16 protein-coding genes are annotated in these 20,379 nt (G+C 72.8%); 5 read left to right on the forward strand and 11 right to left on the reverse strand.

The window, feature by feature from the left end; translation table 11 throughout:
- Window positions 1-272: 272 nt before the first annotated feature.
- Window positions 273-1,664: a pitrilysin family protein gene (locus ACIP82_RS28270; RefSeq protein WP_363613187.1), complete on the reverse strand. Its 1,392-nt coding sequence runs from the start codon at window positions 1,662-1,664 to the stop codon at window positions 273-275.
- A complete protein-coding gene (locus ACIP82_RS28275; RefSeq protein ID WP_363613185.1) occupies window positions 1,661-3,022 on the reverse strand; it encodes a pitrilysin family protein in 1,362 nt (453 codons plus the stop codon). Before ACIP82_RS28275 ends, ACIP82_RS28270 begins: the two co-directional genes overlap by 4 nt.
- Window positions 3,023-3,260: 238 nt before the next feature.
- On the opposite strand from ACIP82_RS28275, the gene ACIP82_RS28280 reads away from it, so the two are divergent.
- Entirely contained in the window at window positions 3,261-5,711 is a 2,451-nt protein-coding gene (locus tag ACIP82_RS28280) for a DNA topoisomerase (ATP-hydrolyzing) subunit A (protein ID WP_400657341.1), read from the forward strand.
- A 213-nt stretch (window positions 5,712-5,924) separates the two neighbouring features.
- On the forward strand, window positions 5,925-6,827 hold the full coding sequence (locus ACIP82_RS28285) for a sucrase ferredoxin (protein WP_400657344.1): 903 nt from the start codon (window positions 5,925-5,927) through the stop codon (window positions 6,825-6,827).
- A 90-nt stretch (window positions 6,828-6,917) separates the two neighbouring features.
- Here the strand turns inward: ACIP82_RS28285 and ACIP82_RS28290 are convergent, their stop codons facing one another.
- From ACIP82_RS28290 to ACIP82_RS28300, 3 genes are read right to left on the reverse strand one after another with little or no spacing between them, the layout of a single operon-like run.
- Window positions 6,918-7,991, reverse strand: a complete 1,074-nt coding sequence (locus tag ACIP82_RS28290) for an ABC transporter substrate-binding protein (protein WP_400657346.1) — start codon at window positions 7,989-7,991, stop codon at window positions 6,918-6,920.
- Between the two features lie 36 nt (window positions 7,992-8,027).
- Window positions 8,028-8,906, reverse strand: a complete 879-nt coding sequence (locus ACIP82_RS28295) for an ABC transporter permease (RefSeq protein ID WP_400657348.1) — start codon at window positions 8,904-8,906, stop codon at window positions 8,028-8,030.
- The gene (locus ACIP82_RS28300; RefSeq protein WP_400657350.1) at window positions 8,896-9,732 is read right to left on the reverse strand and encodes an ABC transporter ATP-binding protein; all 837 of its coding nucleotides are present in this window, start codon (window positions 9,730-9,732) and stop codon (window positions 8,896-8,898) included. Before ACIP82_RS28300 ends, ACIP82_RS28295 begins: the two co-directional genes overlap by 11 nt.
- Before the next feature lie 357 nt (window positions 9,733-10,089).
- Here ACIP82_RS28300 and ACIP82_RS28305 point away from each other — a divergent pair, with 357 nt between their 5' ends.
- Both ACIP82_RS28305 and ACIP82_RS28310 read left to right on the forward strand, forming a co-directional pair.
- Complete coding sequence (locus ACIP82_RS28305) at window positions 10,090-11,661, forward strand: sensor histidine kinase (protein WP_363613175.1); 1,572 nt, start codon at window positions 10,090-10,092, stop codon at window positions 11,659-11,661.
- Window positions 11,661-12,350: a response regulator gene (locus tag ACIP82_RS28310; RefSeq protein WP_400657353.1), complete on the forward strand. Its 690-nt coding sequence runs from the start codon at window positions 11,661-11,663 to the stop codon at window positions 12,348-12,350. The genes ACIP82_RS28305 and ACIP82_RS28310 overlap by 1 nt, the downstream gene beginning before the upstream one ends.
- 77 nt (window positions 12,351-12,427) lie before the next feature.
- Here the strand turns inward: ACIP82_RS28310 and ACIP82_RS28315 are convergent, their stop codons facing one another.
- The 6 genes from ACIP82_RS28315 to ACIP82_RS28340 form a co-directional block, all read right to left on the reverse strand.
- Window positions 12,428-14,098, reverse strand: coding sequence for a cation acetate symporter (locus ACIP82_RS28315; protein WP_363613171.1), 1,671 nt, complete (start codon window positions 14,096-14,098; stop codon window positions 12,428-12,430).
- Window positions 14,095-14,553 (reverse strand): DUF485 domain-containing protein, encoded by a 459-nt coding sequence (locus ACIP82_RS28320; protein ID WP_363613169.1) that lies wholly within the window; start codon window positions 14,551-14,553, stop codon window positions 14,095-14,097. The genes ACIP82_RS28315 and ACIP82_RS28320 overlap by 4 nt, the downstream gene beginning before the upstream one ends.
- Before the next feature lie 123 nt (window positions 14,554-14,676).
- Entirely contained in the window at window positions 14,677-15,324 is a 648-nt protein-coding gene (locus ACIP82_RS28325; RefSeq protein WP_400657440.1) for a response regulator, read from the reverse strand.
- Between the two features lie 114 nt (window positions 15,325-15,438).
- Window positions 15,439-16,629 carry a histidine kinase gene (locus ACIP82_RS28330; protein WP_363613165.1) on the reverse strand — a complete coding sequence of 397 codons (1,191 nt, stop codon included), beginning with the start codon at window positions 16,627-16,629 and terminating at the stop codon, window positions 15,439-15,441.
- A gap of 34 nt (window positions 16,630-16,663) precedes the next feature.
- Window positions 16,664-17,149, reverse strand: coding sequence for a DUF1453 domain-containing protein (locus ACIP82_RS28335; protein ID WP_363613163.1), 486 nt, complete (start codon window positions 17,147-17,149; stop codon window positions 16,664-16,666).
- 156 nt (window positions 17,150-17,305) lie between these two features.
- Window positions 17,306-19,417 carry a DNA topoisomerase IV subunit B gene (locus ACIP82_RS28340; protein ID WP_363615332.1) on the reverse strand — a complete coding sequence of 704 codons (2,112 nt, stop codon included), beginning with the start codon at window positions 19,415-19,417 and terminating at the stop codon, window positions 17,306-17,308.
- Window positions 19,418-19,954: 537 nt separating this feature from the next.
- On the opposite strand from ACIP82_RS28340, the gene ACIP82_RS28345 reads away from it, so the two are divergent.
- On the forward strand, window positions 19,955-20,188 hold the full coding sequence (locus ACIP82_RS28345) for a hypothetical protein (protein ID WP_363615334.1): 234 nt from the start codon (window positions 19,955-19,957) through the stop codon (window positions 20,186-20,188).
- The last annotated feature ends 191 nt before the right edge of the window (window positions 20,189-20,379 follow it).

A 20,379-nucleotide genomic window follows, 5' to 3' on the forward strand; every position in this document is an offset into this window, starting at 1 on the left:
GGGTGCCGCACGGAGAAGCCCGGTGCGGCTCGGGAGAAGCGTGGGAGGGCGCTCAGGCGCCCAGGGCACATCGGGAGGACGGCCTCGGGGAGCGCCGTATGGCTTGCTCGACCCGCATGTGACCGCCTCCTTTCGTCCGTGTGTGCCAGGGGATATCTACCCATGCGGCGAACAGCCCCCGCAAGGGAATTAACGCGACGGGGCCCGGCGGAGCGAAACGCTCCACCGGGCCCCGTTCGGCACGCCGGGTGCCGGGGTTCGGGCGCCGGACGTCAGGCGCTGACCACGGTGACCTCACCGATGCCGAGCTCGCGCACCGGGCCGGCGATCGTGGCGGCGTCGCCGACGAGGACCGTGACCAGGCGCTCCGGCGGGAAGGCCGCCACGACGGCCTCGGTGGCGGCGGCCGTCGGCAGCTCCGCCAGCTGCCGGTAGACCTCCGCCTGGTAGTCGTCCGGCAGATGCTGCTCCACCTGGTCCGCCAGGGTGCCGGCGACCGAGCCCGCGGTCTCGTACTTCAGCGGGGCGACGCCGACCAGGAACCGCACGGCCTCGTCGCGCTCGGCGTCGGTGAGGCCCTCGGCGGCGAGGGTGCGCAGGATGGTCCAGGTGTCGGCGAGCGCCGGGGCGGTGGAGGCGGTGTCCACCGAGCCGCTGATCGCGAGCAGCGAGCGGCCGCTGCCGTCGGCCGAGGAGCGCAGCGGCTGGGCGAACGCCCGGACGCCGTAGGTGTAGCCCTTCTCCTCGCGCAGGACGCGGTCCAGGCGGGAGGTGAGGGTGCCGCCGAGGCAGTAGGTGCCGAGGATCTGGGCGGCCCAGGCGGGGTCGTGCCGGTCGGGGCCGATGCGCCCGATGAGCAGCTGGGTCTGCACCGAGCCGGGGCGGTCGACGATGACGACGCGGCCGGTGTCGTCGCCGGTGACCGGGGCGTGGACGCTGGGCGCGGCGGCGGAGCCGGTCCAGGTGCCGAGGGTGGCCTCCAGCAGCGCGGGCAGGTCGGCGCCGGTGAGGTCGCCGACCACGACGACGGTGGTGGTGGCGGGGCGGATGTGGGCCTCGTAGAAGGCCCTGACGGCGGCCCGGTCGATGGACTTGACCGTCTCCGCGGTGCCGCCGCGGGGGCGGGAGAGGCGGTCGGCGCCGTCGAAGAGCTCGGCGTACAGGGCCTTGGCGGCGCGGCGGGCCGGGTTGGCCTGCTCGTGGACGATCTCGTCGAGGCGGTTGGCGACCAGCCGCTCGATCTCGTCCTCGGGCAGCGCGGGGGCGCGCAGCGCGTCCGCGAGCAGGCCGAGGCCGCGGGCCAGGCGGGAGGCGGGGACCTCCAGCGAGACCCGGATGCACGGGTGGTCGGCGTGCGCGTCGAGGGTGGCTCCGGCGCGCTCCAGCTCGGCGGCGAACTCCTCGGCGCTGAGGGTGTCGGTGCCCTCGTTGAGGGCGCGGGCGAGGATGCCGGCGATGCCGTCGAGGCCCTCGGGCTCGGCGGCGAGCGGGGCGTCGACGAGGACGTCGACGGCGACCAGTTGCTGGCCGGGACGGTGGCAGTGCAGGACGGTGATGCCGTTGCCGAGGGCGGTGCGCTCGGGGGCGGGGAACGCCCACGGGCTGGGGGTGCCGGGCTGGGGCTGGGGGTGGAACGTCATGGCGGGGACGTAGTCGGTGCTCATGCGGCAGCGCCCTCCTCGTCGGTCTCGGCGGTGGCGGCGGTCTCGTCGTCGGCGGTGGGCTCGTAGACGAGGACGGCCCGGTTCTCGGGGTTCAGCCGGGTCTTGGCGACGGCCTGGACCTCCTCGGCGGTGATGTCGAGGACCTTGGGGAGGGCTTCGTTCACCAGCTTCGGGTCGCCGAACAGGACGGCGAAACGGCAGAGTTCGTCGGCGCGGCCGGCGACGGTGGTGAGGCGGTCGAGCCATTCGCGCTCGATCTGGGCCTGGGCGCGCTCGAGTTCGGCCGGGGTGGGGCCCTCGGCGGCGAACCGGGCGAGCTCCTCGTCGACGGCCCTGTCGATCTGCTCGATGGTGGCGTCACCGGAGGTCTTGACGTCGAGCCAGCCGAGGCTGGGTGCGCCGGCGAGGCGGAGCAGGCCGAAGCCGGCCGCGACGGCGGAGCGGTCACGACGGACCAGGCGGTTGTAGAGGCGGCTGGACTCGCCGCTGCCGATGATGGTCAGGGCCAGGTCGGCGGCGTCGGCCTCGCGGGTGCCGTCGTGCGGGAGGCGGTAGGCGGCCATCAGGGCGCGGGACGGGACGTCCTCGCGGATCAGCTCGCGGATCTCACGGCCGATGGTGTCGGGCAGGGTGCCGTCGCGCGGGGGCTGCTTGCCGTCGTGGGCGGGGATGCTGCCGAAGTACTTCTCGACCCAGGCGATGGTCTGCTCGGGGTCGATGTCGCCGACGACGGAGATGACGGCGTTGTTGGGCGCGTAGTAGGTGCGGAAGAACGCGCGGGCGTCCTCCAGCGTGGCCGCGTCCAGGTCGGCCATGGAGCCGATCGGGGTGTGGTGGTACGGGTGGCCGTCGGGGAAGGAGAGTGCGGTGAGCTTCTCGAAGGCGGTGCCGTACGGGACGTTGTCGTAGCGCTGGCGGCGCTCGTTCTTGACGACGTCGCGCTGGTTCTCCATCGACGTCTCGTCGAGGGCGGCGAGCAGCGAGCCCATCCGGTCGGCCTCCAGCCAGAGCGCGAGCTCCAACTGGTGGGCGGGCATGGTCTCGAAGTAGTTGGTCCGCTCGAAGCTGGTGGTGCCGTTGAGGGAGCCGCCGGCGCCCTGGACAAGTTCGAAGTGGCCGTTGTTGGAGACGTTGGCGGAGCCCTGGAACATGAGGTGCTCGAACAGGTGGGCCAGCCCGGTGCGGCCCTTCACCTCGTGGCGGGAACCGACGTCGTACCAGAGGCAGACGGCGGCGACCGGGGTGAGGTGGTCCTCGGAGAGGACGACACGCAGGCCGTTGGCCAGGCGGTGCTCGGTGATGGCGATGGCAGCGCCAGTTCCTCCGGTGGAGGCTGATGCGGGGGCCGGGTTGGCCATGCGCTCGGGTCCTTCCCGTCGTCGATGTCGGGGTTCGTGTGGCGTCCCCCATTGTGGTGCAACGCACGGGGGGCGCGGATGTGTCCGCGCGGACAGGGCGTTCGCCAGGGGCGGAAGAGGGGCGCTGGCTGGGAGTGTCGGCGTGAGGGTCCACAATGGGGGCGCTGAGCCCTGTTGACGACCAGCCGATGACAGACGCAGACGAGACGCAAGCGAGACGTAAGGGAGCCCCGCCGCGATGGCCCGCCGCAGTTCGCAGACCCCGCCGCCCGAAGACTTCGAGGAGCGGATCCTCGACGTCGACGTCGTGGACGAGATGCAGGGCTCCTTCCTGGAGTACGCCTACTCGGTGATCTACTCGCGTGCGCTGCCCGACGCGCGGGACGGTCTGAAGCCGGTGCACCGGCGGATCCTGTACCAGGCCAACGAGATGGGCCTGCGGCCGGACCGCGGACACGTCAAGTGCGCCCGCCTGGTGGGCGAGGTGATGGGCCGGCTGCACCCGCACGGTGACGCCTCCATCTACGACTCGGTCGTCCGGATGGCGCAGCCGTTCTCGATGCGTCTGCCGCTGATCGACGGCCACGGCAACTTCGGTTCGCTGGGCAACGACGACCCGCCGGCCGCGATGCGGTACACCGAGTCGCGGCTGACGGCGGCGTCGATGGCGCTGGTGGAGTCGATCCACGAGGACACCGTCGACTTCGGCCCGAACTACGACGGCAGCGAGCAGGAGCCGATGGCGCTGCCGGCCGCCTTCCCCAACCTGCTGGTGAACGGCGCGACCGGGATCGCGGTCGGCATGGCGACCAACATGCCGCCGCACAACCTGTCCGAGGTGGTCGCGGCCGCCCGGCATCTGATCAAGCACCCGAACGCGGACCTGGACACGCTGATGCGGTTCGTCCCCGGTCCGGACCTGCCGACCGGCGGCCGGATCGTCGGTCTGTCGGGCATCCGGGACGCGTACGAGTCGGGGCGCGGCACCTTCAAGATCCGCGCGACCACGTCGATCGAGAGCGTCACGGCCCGCCGCAAGGGCATCGTGGTCACCGAGCTGCCATACAACGTCGGCCCGGAGAAGGTCATCTCGAAGATCAAGGACCTGGTCAACGCGAAGAAGCTGCAGGGCATCGCGGACGTCAAGGACCTGACCGACCGCGCGCACGGGCTGCGGCTGGTGATCGAGGTGAAGAACGGCTTCGTGCCGGAGGCGCTGCTGGAGCAGCTGTACAAGCTGACGCCGATGGAGGAGACCTTCGGCATCAACAACGTGGCGCTGGTGGACGGCCAGCCGCTGACGCTGGGCCTGAAGGAGCTGCTGGAGGTCTACGTCGACCACCGCTTCTCGGTGGTCCGCCGGCGCAGCGACTTCCGTCGGCGCAAGCGTCAGGAGCGGCTGCACCTGGTCGAGGGTCTGCTGGTGGCGCTGGTCGACATCGACGAGGTCATCGCGATCATCCGGTCCAGCGACAACGCGGCGCAGGCGAAGGAGCGCCTGATGGAGCGCTTCTCGCTGTCGGAGACGCAGACGGCGTACATCCTGGACACCCCGCTGCGCCGGCTGACCCGTTTCGACCGGGTGGAGCTGGAGGAGGAGCAGGCCAAGCTCAACTCCGAGATCGCGGAGCTGACCGAGATCCTGGAGTCGGACACCCGGCTGCGCAGTGTGGTGTCGGGCGAACTGGCCGCGGTGGCCAAGCAGTTCGGTACCGAGCGGCGGACGGTCCTGCTGGAGGCGGGCGCGGCGCCGTCGGCGGCGCTGTCGGTGCCGCTGGAGGTGGCGGACGACCCGTGCCGGGTGCTGCTGTCCTCGACGGGCCTGCTGGCGCGGACGGCGGACGGCGAGCCGTTCGAGCTGTCGGAGAAGCGCGCCAAGCACGACGTGATCGTGTCGGCGGTGCCTGCCACCGCGCGGGCGGACGTGGGTGTCGTCACCTCGGCGGGCCGGGTGCTGCGGCTGCCGGTGATCGACCTGCCGGCGCTGCCGCCGACGCCGTCGCCGACGCTGGCGGGCGGCGCCGCGGTGGGCGAGTTCCTGCGGCTGGAGGCGGGCGAGCGGGCGCTGGCGCTGACCACGCTCGACGAGTCCTCGCCGGGTCTGGCGCTGGGCACGGCGCAGGGCGTGGTGAAGCGGGTGGTGCCGGAGTGGCCGGCGAACAAGGACGAGTTCGAGGTGATCGCCCTCAAGGAGGGTGACGAGCTGGTCGGTGCGGTCGAACTGCGTACCGGCGAGGAGGACTTGGTCTTCATCGCCTCGGACGCGCAGCTGCTGCGCTACCCGGCGGGCCAGGTCCGTCCGCAGGGCCGCCCGGCGGGCGGCATGGCCGGCATCAAGCTGTCGGACGGCGCCCGGGTGCTGTCGTTCACCGCGGTGGACCCGGCGGCGGACGCGGTGGTGGTCACGGTGGCGGGCACCACGGGCACGCTGGCCGGCGAGGAGCAGAGCTCCTGGAAGGTGACGCCGTTCGAGCAGTACCCGCGCAAGGGGCGGGCGACGGGCGGCGTGCGCTGCCAGCGCTTCCTCCGCGGTGAGGACGCCCTCGCCTTCGCCTGGGCGGGCGCGGCCCCGGCCCGTGCCGCGACGGCCAAGGCGGCCCCGGTCGACCTCCCCGAGCGCGACCCGCGCCGTGACGGCTCGGGCACTCCGGTGACGACGCCGATCGCCGTGGTGGCGGGCCCGGCGTAGCAGGGTCCGGGGCGGGGGCGGGGCACCGGAGGCCGGTTCCCCGCCCCCGTTTTCGTCGTTCCGGGCCTGTGCCGGGAGACCGGCTGCGGTACGGGTCCCGGTGGAAGCGGGGTCGGGCCAGGCCCCCGGTCCAGGGCGGGGCCCCGGGAGCCCACGGCGGCGCCCCGGGCCGGGGCCGCCGTCGGCCGAGGCGCCAAGGGTAGCCTTGCCTGCGTGAGCACCTGTGCGACCGTGTCGCGTGAACTGTCCGAACCACTGGCCGCCACGGCGGCGACCGCCACCACCTGGCTGCTGGTCGAGCAGAACGGACCGTGGGGGGCGAAGGCGCTCGGTGAGAGCCATCTGGACGCCGCCGTGGGCCGGGCCCTGGACGCGGCCGCGGCGGGAACCGGGGTGCGGGTGGCACTGATCCGCCGGCCCGGGCGGCACGCGGACTGCCTGCCGACCGCCCGGCACGAGGTGATCGTGGCGCACACCGTGCCGGGCCGGGGCTGGGTGCGCCGGGCCACGGTGGCCGACCCGGCGGAGCTGCTCGGGCTGGACTTCGGCGAGCTCGGGGCGGGCGACCACGGAGGCTTCGGCACGGCGCACGTCGGCGGTCCCGTCGCCCTGGTGTGCACCAACGGCCGGCGGGACCGCTGCTGCGCGCTGCTGGGGCGTCCGCTGGCGGCCGAGCTGGCGGCGGCCGGGCACAGCGAGGTGTGGGAGGTGACGCACCTGGGCGGGCACCGCTTCTCCCCCACCATGCTGGTGCTGCCGTACGGCTACGCCTACGGGCGGCTGACGCCGGAGAGCGCCAAGGAGGTACTGGCCGCGACGGCCTCCGGACACATGGTGCCGGAGTGGTCGCGGGGCTGCTCGGGCTGGGACCGCCCGGGCCAGGCGGCCGACCACGCGGTGCGGCTGGCCACCGGGGAGACCAGGGCGGACGCGCTGACCCTGGCCCAGTCGCCGGCGGGCGAGGGGCGCTGGCTGGTGGACGTGGTGCACGAGGACGGCCGGGCCTGGGAGGTCGAGGTCGTGGAGGGGGCGAGCGAGCCGCCGCGCCCGGAGAGCTGTGGCAAGGCGGCGGGCACGCCGTCGCGGATGGACGTGACGGTCGTCCGGGCGCGGTGACGGCCCTCCCCCGTCGTCGGCTCCCGCTGCTTCCGGCACGGTGACGACCCCGCGCCCGTGGGGGTGGACGCGGGACCGTCGGCGCGGTGGTCAGCCCGTGGCGGCCTTGCTGACGAACTCGGTGGTGTAGGTGCGGGCGAGGTCGATCGAGCCCTCCTTGCCCTTGACGTCCGGGTGGAAGGCCGCGAGCACGGCGAGCACCGTCTTCGGGCCGTCGGCCGGCATCACGCCGTCCGTGGTGAACATCGGCAGGGTCGCCTTGATCGCCGCCGCGTACTGCTCGGCCCCGCCCTGCGCGTAGTCGGCGGGCATCTTCTCGGCGATCTCCGCGGGGGTGTGGGTGGACATCCACTTGAGGGTCTTCACGAACGCGTTGGCGAGCTTCTGGGTGGTGTCCTTGTTCTTCTCCACCCAGTCGGTGTTCATGTAGAGCGAGGACGAGGGGTAGAGGCCGCCGAGCGCCTCGCGCGAGCCCTCGGGGGTCCGCATGTCGTAGAGGATCTTGCCGAGGCCCTTGTCGAGGACGGTCGCGACCGTCGGGTCCGTCGTCATACCGGCGTCGATGCTGCCCTGTTGGAGGGCGGCGATGAAGGTCTGGCCGGCGCCGACCGCGATCGGGCTGAACTCGGCCACCGCGGTGCCGTTCTTGACGGCGAGGTACTTGGTGAGGAAGTCGGTGGAGGAGCCGACGCTGGTCACGCCGAGCTTCTTGCCCTTGAAGTCCGCACCGGACCTGATGGCCTCGGCCTGCTTGGTGGAGACGAGCTCGACCTCGCCCGGGGCCTGGGAGAACTGGACCACGGACTCGACGTTCTTGCCCTTGGCCTGAAGGTCGATGGTGTGGTCGTAGAAGCCGACCGCGCCCTGGACGTCCCCGGCGAGCAGCGCGGTGGTGGCGTTGACGCCGGCGGGCTCGCTCATCAGCTCGACGTTGACACCGGCGTCGGCGAAGAAGCCGAGGCGCTGGGTGAGCATGGCGGGCAGGTAGATGACCTTGTCCAGGCCACCGACCATGATCTTGACCTTGGGCCCGTCGACCTGCCGGCCGGCCGGGGCCGCGCCGTTGTGCGAGGAGGCGGCGTCGTTGGCGCAGGCGGCGAGCGGGAGGAGGAGGACGGCGGCGAGGGCGGCTGCGGTGGTTCTGCCGATCGGGTTGCGGCGCATGGGTGGGGGTGCCTCTCTACGGAACGGGGGTGGGGGTCAGCGGCCGTCGCCGGAGTCGGCGGGCTTCCAGCGGAACAGCTTCTTCTCGGCGAAGGTCAGCAGCCCCTCGGTGAGCAGCGCGACGACCGCGAGGATCGTCATGGCGGCGTACACACCGGCCGCGTTGAAGGTGCCCTGGGCGGCCGCGACCAGCAGGCCGAGGCCCTTGGTCGCGCCGATGTACTCGCCGACGATGGCGCCGATCAGCGCGAAGCCGAAGCTGACGTGCAGGCTGGTGAAGATCCAGGTGGTGGCTGCGGGGATGACCACCTGAAGGGTGACCTTGCGGTTGTCGGCGCCCAGGATGCGGGCGTTGGCGACGAGGTTGCGGTCCACCTCGCGGGCGCCCTGGAAGGCGTTGAAGAACACCGGGAAGAACACCAGGACCACCGCCGAGGCCACCTTGGAGGCCGGGCCGAGACCGAACCAGATCAGGAAGATCGGGGCCAGCACGATCCGCGGAATGGCGTTCAGCACCTTGATGTAGGGCCCGAACACATCGGCCAGGAAGCGGATCCGGCCGAGCGCGATGCCCAGCAGCACACCGCCGGTGACGCCGATCACCCAGCCGGTGAGGGCCTCGTAGAGGGTGTAGCCGATCTGCTCGCCCAGCGAGCCCTGCGCCGTGCCGTGGGTGGTCCACTGCCAGATCTGCGCCCAGATCTTCGACGGCTGCGAGAAGTTGAACGGGTCGACGACCTCGGTCCGGGCGCAGAGCTCCCAGAGGCCGAGGAAGGCGACGAGCACCGCGCCCCGGGCCCCGTACACCCCCAGTCTCCGGTTGCGGGCGGCCCGTTGGCGGGCCTCGGTTCTGCTGGCGGCGACGGCCGGGGGCTTCCCGGCGACGGCGGCGGTCGAAGCGGTCTCAAGCGGCACGACCCGCTCCTCTCTCCCGGGTGATGCGCACCTCTTCGCCGAGCGAGGCCCAGATCTCGCGGTACAGCTCGACGAACCTCGGCTCCAGCCGGACGGCCTCCACGGTGCGCGGGCGCGGCAGGTCGACGGTGAAGATCTCCTTGACGGTGGCCGGGCCGGCCGTCATCACCACGACCCGGTCGGCGAGCGCGATCGCCTCGTCCAGGTCGTGCGTGACGAAGACGACCGAGGCCGCGTTGCCGGCGGTGCCCGCACCGGCCCACAGCTCCAGCAGCTGGTCGGACATCAGGGCGCGGGTCTGCACGTCCAGCGCCGAGAAGGGCTCGTCCATCAGCAGGATCTTCGGCTCGTTGACGAAGGTCTGGGCGAGCGCGACGCGCTTGCGCATACCGCCGGACAGCTGGTGCGGATAGCGGTCCTCGAACGCGCCCAGGCCCACCCGGGCCAGCCAGTCCCGGGCCCGTTCCCGGGCCTCGGTGGCGGGAACACCGCGAAAGCGCGGGCCGGCCGTGACGTTCGACAGAACGGTCCGCCAGGGGAACACGGCGTCCTGCTGGAAGACGAAGCCGACCTGCGGGTTGATCCCGTCGACCGGCTCGCCGTACACCCGGACCTCTCCCTCGGTGGGCTCCTCCAGGCCGCTGACCAGGGTCAGCGTGGTGGACTTGCCGCAGCCGGTGGGGCCGACGACGGCGACGAACTCGCCCTCGGCGACGGTGAGGCCGAGATCGCGGACGGCGGTGTGCAGGCCCCCGGAGGGGGTGCGGAACCGCTTGGTCGCGCCGGTCAGCTCGATCGCCGGGACCGGCGCCGGGGTTGTGCTCATATGACCTCCCGGGTCTGTGCTTGCTCCGGGAGGCTAGGAGTGGCCCGGGGGGTGGCGGGAGGCTTCTCGGCGTACTGCGGGTTCTCCGCGTTGAGGGGTGTTCTGCTCGTTTTGCTTCCGCTACAACAACGGGGGGCGCGGCTGACAGAAACACGTCGGAAACATAGGGTGTGCCACCACCCCTGCCGCGCGCACCAGCCGCACCACCCGCCCGTCCGCTGCCGAGAGGAGGCCCGGATGTCGCGCCCCCACCGCCCACACCGCCCACACCGACCGCACGGGCCGCACGGGCCTCGTCCGTCCCATCGGCCCCGCCTGACCCACCGTCCCCGGTGGCCCCGCCGGGTCTTCGCCCAGTTGCTGCTCGGCCAGACGGTGGTCACCGTCGGCGTCACCATCGTCACCGCCGGACTGTTCCTCGCACCGGTCAGCTCCGAGCTGGACCACGACGCGATGCAGCGCGCGCTGTCGATCGCCCAGGCCACCGCCGCCGACGAGACGATCGCCCGGGCCGCCGAGGACCGCGACTCCGCCGCCGCCCAGCGCAACGCCGAGCAGATCCGGCTGGCCACCGGCGCCAGCTTCGTCGTGGTCACCGACCTGGACGGGATCCGGCTCTCGCACACCGACCCGGTCCGGATCGGCCACCGGGTCAGCACCGATCCCGAGCCCGCGCTGAGCGGGCGCAGCATCACCGCCATCCAGGAGGGCACGTTGGGGCGCACCGCGCGCGGCAAGGTGCCGCTGCGGGTCGCCGACGGGCGGATCGTCGGCGAGGTGTCGGTGGGCATCAGCGACGACTCGATCCGGCGCCGGCTGCTGAAGATGCTCACCGGGATCCTGCTCTGCGCGGGCGCGGGCCTCACCGCGGGCACCGTCGCCACCCTGGCGCTGGCCCGACGGCTGAAGCGCCGCACCCACAACATCGCGCTGGCGGACATCTCGGCGCTGCTGGTCGAGCGCGAGGCGATGCTGCACGGGATCCGTGAGGGCATGGTGGCGCTGGACGAAGGGGGCCGGATCCGGCTGGCCAACGACGAGGCGGGCCGGCTGCTCGGCCTGCCCGACGACTGCGCCGGCCGGCCGATCGACGAGGTGCTGCCGGCCGGGCGGCTGGCCGATGTCCTGACCGGGCGGATCACCGGCGCCGATCTGCCGGCCGTCCGGGACGACCGGGTGCTGGTGGTGAACCGGATGGCGACGGCCGAGGGCGGCGCGGTGGTGACGCTGCGCGACCGGACCGAGCTGGAGTCGCTGGTCCGGGAGCTGGACACCACCCGCAGTCTCACCGAGGCGCTGCGGGCGCAGGACCACGAGCACGCCAACCGGATGCACACCCTGCTGGGGCTGCTGGAACTGGGCCGGCACGAGCAGGCGGTGGAGTTCATCTCGGAGCAGTCCGGTTCGCACGCGGCGGTCGCGGCGCGGATCGCCGAACAGGTGCAGGACCCGCACGTCGCGGCGCTGCTGGCCGGGAAGTCCGCGGTGGCGGGCGAGCGCGGGGTCCGGTTGGTGGTCGCCCCGGCCGCGCATCTGCCGGACGCGGTGGTGGACGCCCGGACGCTGGTCACCGTGCTCGGCAATCTGGTCGACAACGCCGTGGACGCGCTGGCGCCCGGCGGGGGCGGGCAGGTGGCGGTGACGCTGGCGGCGGCCGGCTCCACCCTGCTGGTCGAGGTCGCGGACAGCGGACCGGGCGTTCCGGAGCGTCTGCGTGAGCAGGTCTTCGAGGAGGGGTGGAGCAGCAAGGACGCGCCGGCGCACCGGCCGCGCGGGCTGGGGCTGGCGATGGTCCGGCGGCTGGTCGAACGGACCGGCGGCCGGATCGTGCTCGACACCGGACCGCTCGGCGGCGCCCGGTTCACCGTGGAACTGCCCGAGGCCCTGCGCACCGGGGCCCTGCCCGCCGCACCGCTCGTGGAGGCGTGATGATCGACGTACTCGTGGTGGACGACGACTTCCGGGTCGCCGATGTGCACGCCGCGTACGTGGCCAAGGTGCCCGGCTTCCGGGTGACCGGCACGGCGCACTCGGCCGGCGAGGCGCTGGCCGCGCTGGAGCGCCGCCCGGTGGACCTCCTGCTGCTCGACCACCATCTGCCGGACGAGACCGGGCTCGCCCTGGTACGGCGGCTGCGCGAACGGCAGGTGAGCTGCGACGTGATGATGGTGACGGCCGCCCGCGACGTCTCCACCGTGCACGCGGCGATGCAGCACGGCGCGTTGCAGTACCTGGTCAAACCGTTCACTTTCGGCGGGCTGCGGGAGAAGCTGGTGGCGTACGCGCGGCTGCGGCACGCGCTGGCCGGGCCGGCCGCACGCGAGGCCGGGCAGGACGAGGTGGACCGGCTCTTCGCGACCCTGCGCGGTACCGCCTCCCCGGCCACCGCCCTGCCCAAGGGGCACTCGGCGCCCACCACCGACCTGGTGCTCGGGGTGCTCCGCCGGGCCGCCCGGCCGCTCTCGGCGCAGGAGGTCGCCGACGCCACCGGGCTGAGCCGGTCCACCGCGCAGCGCTACCTCAAGCAGCTGGAACGCGACAGCCGGCTGCGGCTCACCCTCCGGTACGGCGACACCGGGCGGCCCGAGCACCGCTACGGACTGGCCGTCAGGGCGTGAGACCCGGACGTGGTGAACCCCGGCGGGCCCGAGGCCCCACCGGGGTTCACCGTCGCCGTTCGGTGCGGAGCGGCTTCTCAGGCGGCACCGGCGCCGGTCAGGGCGCGGACCTCCAGCTCGGCGTAGCGGTCCGGATCGGCCGGCTCGGCCGAGGTCATCGTCCCGATCCAGCCGGCCAGGAAGCCGAGCGGGATGGAGACCACTCCCGGGTTCTCCAGCGGGAACCAGTGGAAGTCCATCCCGGGGAAGAGCGCCGTCCTGGTGCCGGAGACCACCGGTGAGAAGACCACCAGCAGCACCGCCGGAATCAGCCCGCCGTACACCGACCAGACCGCGCCCCGGGCGGTGAACCGCCGCCAGAACAGGCTGTAGAGCAGCACCGGCAGATTGGCGGAGGCCGCGACGGCGAAGGCCAGACCGACCAGGAAGGCGACGTTCAGCTGCTGGGCGAAGAGGCTGAGCACGATCGCGATCGCCCCGATCCCCACCGCCGCGATCCGGGCGACGCCGACCTCCTCGTGCTCGACGGCCTCGCCGTCCGACTGCCGGGAGGCCGGTACCGCGCCCTGTCCGCGGCGCGGACGGCCGCGCCAGGCGCCCGCCCAGATGTCGTGGGCGAAGGCCGCCGAGGAGGCCAGGGTCAGCCCGGCGACCACGGCGAGGATGGTGGCGAAGGCGATCGCCGAGATCAGCGCGAACAGCACGACCCCGCCGGTGCTGCCGTTGCCGCCGCCGAGGACCAGGGCCAGCAGCGGAACGGCCGTGTTGCCCGCCGCGTTGGCGTGCCGGACCTCGCCGGAGCCGACCAGTGCGGTGGCGCCCAGGCCGAGCGCGATGGCCATCAGGTAGAAGCTCCCGACCAGCCCGATCGCCCACATCGTGGAGCGGCGGGCGGCCCGGGCGGTCGGCACGGTGTAGAAGCGGGAGAGGATGTGCGGCAGACCGGCGGTGCCCAGCACCAGGGCCAGGCCCAGGCTGAAGAAGTCCAGCCGGCTGGTGAAGCTCCCGCCGTACTTGAGCCCCGGCTCCAGGTAGCGCTGTCCGGCGCCGCTGTGCTGGGCCGCCTGGCGCATCAGCTCGGCCACGTCCCCGTGGAACCGGATCAGCAGCAGCACGGTGAGCAGAACCGATCCGGCGATCAGCAGGAACGCCTTGACGATCTGGATCCAGGTGGTGGCCCGCATCCCGCCGACCGTGACATAGATGATCATCAGACCGCCGACCGCCACGATGGTCCATGTCCGGGCCTGGGCACTGCTGGTGCCGAGCAGCAGGGCGACCAGGCTGCCCGCGCCGACCATCTGGGCGACCAGGTAGAGCAGCGTCACGACCACGCTGGCCCCGCCGGCCGCCGCCCGGACCTTGCGGCGGCGCAGCCGCAGCGCCAGCACGTCCGCCAGGGTGTACCGGCCGGCGTTGCGGACCAGTTCGGCGACCAGCATCAGCACCACCAGCCAGGCGACCAGGAAGCCGATGCTGTAGAGCGCGCCGTCGTAGCCGTACAGCGCGATCAGCCCGGCGACACCGAGGAAGGAGGCGGCGGAGAGGTAGTCCCCGGAGAGCGCGAAGCCGTTCTGCAGCGGGGTGAAGTCGCGCCCTCCGACGTAGAAGTCCTCGGCGGCGCCGCCCCGGCGGCCCACCCAGAGGGTGATCCCCAGGGTGACCAGGACGATGACGGCGAACAGCACGATGGCCAGGTCGTGGTGGTCGCCGGTGGCGGCGACGGGGGGCGGGGTGGCGGTCGTCATCGCAGCTGGTCCTGGGTGTCCCAGCGGAGCTCCAGGGCGGCCCGGTCGCGCCGGGTGCGCGCGTGGCGGGCGTAGAGCCAGGTGAGCAGGAAGGTGGAGGCGAACTGGAGCAGGCCCAGCAGCCACGCCACATTGATCGGACCGGCCACCGGACGGCGCATCACACCGGGCGCGCCCGCCTGGGCCGCGACGTACAGCAGGTACCAGCCCAGGAAGGCCCCACAGGCCGGGAAGACGAAGGACCGGTAGCTGCGCCGGATCTCCTGGAAGGCCTCGCTGCCCTGGACGGCGCGGTACACCGCGCTGCTGTCGGCGGCCCGGCCGGGGGCGGACTGCGCCGACCGGGTGGGGACGGGCGGGGCGGATTGGGCCGATTGGCCGGGGGCGGCGGCCTGAGCGGCCCACGAGTCCAATCGCCGCCCTTGCTCCGGGCTGCTCGTCTGCTGCTGTGGCACTACTGCTCCTGAGCCGGGGTCGTCTGACCGACACCATGATGGGCGCCCCCGGGCACCGCCAACGCCGGATACAGATACGTTCACTCAATGAGGTGATCGATCATCCGACTGGCACTCATCCGACTACTGCTGCGTACTCGTGATTCCGTGTCGGAAGGCGTACGCGACGGCCTGCGCCCGGTCGCGGACGGCGGTCTTGGCGAACAGGTTGTTGATGTGCGTCTTCACGGTGGCCGGGCTGACGAACAGCCGCTGGGCGATCTCGGTGTTGGAGAGGCCCTCGGCGATCAGCGCCAGGACCTCGGCCTCCCGGGCGGTCAGCCCGTCGGGCAGCTCGCCCCGGTCGGCGGCGGCCGACGCCCCGGCGCCCGCCGAAGCCCCGGGAGCGGCCGGGGCCACCGGTCCGGCGTCCGCCAGCCGCTCCAGCAGGCGCAGTTGCACCTGCGGCGAGAGCCCGGCCGCACCCGAGCGGACGTCCGCGATGGCCCGGGCGATCTCCTCGCCGCCCGCGTCCTTGGTGAGGTAGCCGCGCGCGCCGGCCCGCAACGCCGGGAACAGCGAGTCGTCGTCGGCGTACGTGGTGAGCACCACCACCTCGGTCTCCGGGTGGGCGGCCCGGATCCGGCGGGTGGCCTCGACGCCGTCGCAGCGCGGCATCCGCAGGTCCATCAGGACCACGTCGGGGTGGTGCCGTTCCACCAGGGCGACGGCCTCCTCGCCGTCGGCGGCGGCGCCGACCACCTCGATGCCCGGCAGCAGCCCGAGCAGCATCACGATGCCCTCGCGCACCACCGTCTGGTCGTCCGCGACCAGCACCCTGGTCGGCCGCTCCCCGTTCACGTGTCCACCTCGCTCATCCGCGCTCGTCCGCCTCGTACCGCCCGCTCACCCCGGCAGCCGCAGCAGCACCCGCCAGCCGCCCTCCTCCGGGCCCGCCAGCAGGGTGCCGCCGAGCAGTTCCGCACGTTCGCGCATCCCCAGCAGACCGTACCCGCTGCCACTGGCCGCCAGCTCACCGGGCGATTCGCCGCGCGGGGCACGGACGTTGCGCACCTCCAGCTCCACCGCCCCCGGCAGATAGCGCAGTTCGACCGTGCACCGCGCGCCCGGCGCGTGCTTGCGGACGTTGGTCAGCGCCTCCTGCGCCGTGCGCCGAACCGCCAGCCCGGCCTCGGCGGCGAGCGGGCGCGGTGTGCCGGTGACGGTGAGCGCGGCCCGCTCCCGGCCCGTCAGTTCCACCAGGAACTCCCCCACTGGGGTGAACTCGCCACGCAGCGCCGAGAGCGCCTGTCTGGTCTCGGCCAGGCCGTCCTGCGCCATCCGCCGGGCCGCCACCACCCGCTCCCGGATCTGCTCCCGGTCGGTCCCGGCGTCCAGCATCAGCCGGGCCGCCTCCAGGTGGACGAGCTGCGCGGAGAGGCTGTGGGCCAGGACGTCGTGGATCTCCCGGGCGATCCTGGCCCGTTCGGCGAGCGCCGCGCTCTCCGCCTCGGCGGCCCGGGCGGCGCGCTCCTGGGCCAGCAGCCGGCGGGCCGTGCCGCGCGCCTCGGTGTCCATCCGCAGCAGGTAGCCCAGCAGCCCGAGCCCGCCGACCGTGGCCGTGATGCCCAGCCAGTTCTCCCAGCCGGCCACCGTGTAGGAGCCGAAGCCCGCCACCGCCGTGCCGAGCGCGGCGACGGACGGCAGCCGGACCAGCGCGGTGAGCGCCAGCCCGCCCCAGACGAAGTCGGCCAGCAGGTGGGCCCGCCCCCACTCGGCGAGCCAGCCGCTGCCGACCAGGGTGACGGCCAGCGCGAGCGTGGGCCGGAGCAGCTGCTCGCGGCTGACCCGCAGGAAGGCCGCCGCCTGCGCGACCGTCGCGACCAGTCCGGCCCCGACCGCGACCGCGCCCCAGCCGCTGTACCCGCCCCCGGAATACGTCCCCCAGACCACGGTGGCGACCAGCACGGTCCGCCCGATCAGCGAGAGGGTCCGCCGGGCCGGGCTCTCGGGCTCCCGTTCCAGCCCCTCGCGGGACGGCCAGCGGGTCCGGTTCCACCCGGGCACGGGTACCTCCTCCTGGATTCGGCGGCTCATCGGCTCATCGGACCGACCGGTGGACGGCGGCGGTTCAGCCGGCCAGGCCGACGCGGTGCGGGCTCTCCAGGGTCCGTGCCCTCCAGTTCACCACGCCGGCCCTGACCAGCAGCAGGACCGCCAGGCCGAGCAGCAGCGCGTTGGCGCCCTGGTGGACGTGCAGCGCGGCTCCGAGGCCGTACAGGCCCAGCCGGATGGCGATCAGGCCGGCCCAGGCGGCCACGGTGGCCCTGGTGCCCTGCGCCCAGACCGCGCCGTCCTTGCCGTGCCAGAGCCGGACGGTCCAGCCCCAGACGCAGCCCATCGCGAGCACGGCCAGCAGCGAGGCGGCCAGCAGCGCCACCGAGAGGCCGGGGTGCGCCTGGTCGACCAGCCGCGGGTCGCGCAGCGCGAGCACGGCCAGGATCACCGGCAGCAGCCAGAAGCGGCGTTCGGTGTCCAGACGCTGGGCGCGCAGCTGGCGGCGGGCCACCAGGGCGATCACCGCGATGATCACAAGTACGTTGACGAGGCCGGTCATCGGACTCTCCGTCCCGACGGGAAGGGCTGGGCTGACCTCTCCGACGCTACGGATCCGGCGCCGCCCGGTGATCGGAGCCGGGGTGGACCGGGGGTGGAACCGGCAGCGCGCGGGCCCTCCACCCAGGGGTGGAGGGCCCGCGCGCGAAGCCGCCGCTCAGGCGTCGATGCGGGAACGGTCCAGGGTGGCCGCCGAGTCCACGATGAACTCCTTGCGCGGGGCGACGTCGTTGCCCATCAGCAGGTCGAAGATCTTCTCGGCCTGCTCCAGGTCCCCGAGGTTGATCCGGCGCAGGGTGCGGTGGCGCGGGTCCATGGTGGTCTCGGCCAACTGGTCGGCGTCCATCTCGCCGAGGCCCTTGTACCGCTGCACCGGCTCCTTCCAGCGCATGCTCTTGCGCTGGAACTCCAGCAGGGTGGAGCGCAGCTCGGCGTCGGAGTAGGTGTAGTGGTACTTCTCCTGGCCGCGCTTGGGGTTGGTGAGCTCGATCCGGTGCAGCGGCGGCACCGCGGCGAAGACCCGGCCCTGCTCGACCATGGGCCGCATGTAGCGCTGAAAGAGCGTCAGCAGCAGGCAACGGATGTGCGAACCGTCGACGTCGGCGTCGGCCATGAAGATGACCCGGCCGTAACGGGCCTGGTCGATGTCGAAGGTGCGGCCCGAACCGGCCCCTATCACCTGGATGATCGCGGCACACTCGGTGTTCTTGAGCATGTCGCTCACGGACGCCTTCTGCACATTGAGGATCTTGCCGCGGATCGGCAGCAGCGCCTGGAACTCGGAGTTGCGGGCCAGCTTGGCGGTGCCGAGCGCGGAGTCCCCCTCGACGATGAAGAGTTCGCTGCGCTCGACGTCGTCGCTGCGGCAGTCGGCCAGCTTGGCCGGCAGCGAGCTGGTCTCCAGCGCGGTCTTCCGGCGCTGCGCCTCCTTGTGCTGGCGGGCGGCGACCCGGGTGCGGGCGGCGGCCACGATCTTCTCCAGCACGGCCCGGGCCTGGAGCTTCTCGTCCTTCTTGGCGGAGGTCAGGAAGGACTTGAGCTCCTTGGCGACCACCGCGGCGACGATCCGGTTGGCCGCCGAGGTGCCCAGCACCTCCTTGGTCTGCCCCTCGAACTGCGGCTCGGCGAGCCGGACGGTGACCACCGCGGTGAGACCCTCGGTGGCGTCGTCCTTGGTGATGTCGTCCTCGGCGACGCGCAGCAGCTTGCTGGAGCGCAGCACCTCGTTGACGGTCTTGGCGAGCGAGCGCTCGAACCCGGTCACATGGGTGCCGCCCTTGGGGGTGGCGATGATGTTGACGAAGGAGCGCAGGGTGGTGTCGTAGCCGGCGCCCCAGCGCAGCGCGATGTCGACGCCGAGGTGACGGGTGACCTCGGTGGGCGTCATGTGGCCGAGGTCGTCCAGGACGGGGACGGTCTCCTTGAAGGTGCCCTCGCCGTGCAGCCGCACGACGTCGGAGATCGCCTTGTCGGGGGCGAGGAACTCGCAGAACTCGGCGATGCCGCCGTCGTAGTGGAAGGTCGACTCCTCGACCTTGTCGCTCTCGGTCAGCCGCTCGTCACGGACCAGGATGGTCAGGCCGGGGACCAGGAAGGCCGTCTGCCGGGCCCGGTTGTGCAGGTTCTCCAGCGAGAGCCGGGCGTCCTTGAGGAAGATCTGCCGGTCGGCCCAGTAGCGGATCCTGGTGCCGGTGCGGGCCTTGGGCACCTTGCGGGCCCTGGTGAGGCCGTTGGCGGGCTCGAACGGGGCGTCCGGGCCGCCCTCGGTGAAGATGCCGGGGGTACCGCGGCGGAAGCTGATCGCATGGGTGTGGCCGCTGCGGTCCACCTCGACGTCCAGCCGGGCGGAGAGGGCGTTGACGACGGAGGCGCCGACGCCGTGCAGACCGCCGGAGGCCGCGTAGGAACCGCCACCGAACTTGCCGCCGGCGTGCAGCTTGGTCAGCACCACCTCGACGCCGGAGAGCCCGGTCTTGGGCTCGACGTCCACCGGGATGCCACGGCCGTTGTCGCGCACCTCGACCGAGGAGTCCTCGTGCAGGACGACCTCGATACGGTCGCAGTGGCCACCGAGCGCCTCGTCCACGGAGTTGTCGATGATCTCCCAGAGGCAGTGCATCAGGCCGCGGCTGTCGGTCGAGCCGATGTACATGCCGGGGCGCTTGCGGACCGCCTCCAGGCCCTCCAGGACGAGCAGGTGCCGAGCGGTGTAGTTGGAACCGTCGTCGCCGGCCAGCAGTGCGGACGGCACGGTCGTTTCGGCACTCACGCGGCACTCTCCTCGGTGAAGTTCTGTCTCATCGGTCACATCCGGGTCCATCCGAATCGCCCGCCAGTGCAGCACAGCGCACCGACAGCCGTTCCCCTGCGTGTGCGCACCCCTCCGCTCGGTACGCAGCACGGCGGGCCGGTCCCGCGCAGCTTGTACGCGCTGCGCGAACAAGAACTGTGCAGGATTCGGGGCGCCGGGGCGCCATCTCCTCCCGGTACCAGCGGTCCTGGCGGACCGTGGGGCCGGGCGCAGGCTCCGGAACTGCCGTTATGCAGGCTACCGGGGCCCAGGACGGGGCTTATGCTCCAACCCAGCAGAGGATTATGCTACGCGGACCTCGACCCCGGTCCCGATCGGGCGTTCGAGCGACGGGCGGATCCTGGGAATCGGTACGCATGAACCACCGGCCCCCGGGGCACGTCCTCATCAACACAGCAGAATCCTCAAAGAAGAAAAGCCACGAGCGGGAACGTTTTCGGCCTGGTTGGATGTTGACCCTGGTACGACAGCTCGTCGAGCTAGAGAAGAGGCGACGTGACTACTGTTCTGACACCTGCGAGCCCGCTGACCGCGGCTGACCGCTGCGACCGCTGCGGCGCCCAGGCATATCTGCGCGTCGTACTCGCCAGCGGCGGAGAGCTGCTCTTCTGCGCCCACCACGGCCGGAAGTTCGAGCCCGAGCTCAAGAAGATCGCCGTGGAGATACAGGACGAGAGCGGCCGTCTCACCAGCACCACCACCAACACGGCCACCGAAGAAGAGCGCTGATTCCCAGCACTTCATCGGCACCCGGCGACGAGCTGTGTCCGGCCGCACACCCTGCGCGACCGGTGAGCCGGGGGGGCCGCCCCCCCCCCCGGGGGGGCGGGGCCCCCCCCCCGGGGGTGTGGGCGGGGGGGGGCCCCGCCCCCCCCCCGGGGCGCCCCGGGGGCTGGGGTACACCGGGGGCGTCGTCAACG

It is taken from the genome of Kitasatospora sp. NPDC088548, assembly GCF_044753005.1.
Lineage (GTDB): Bacteria > Actinomycetota > Actinomycetes > Streptomycetales > Streptomycetaceae > Kitasatospora.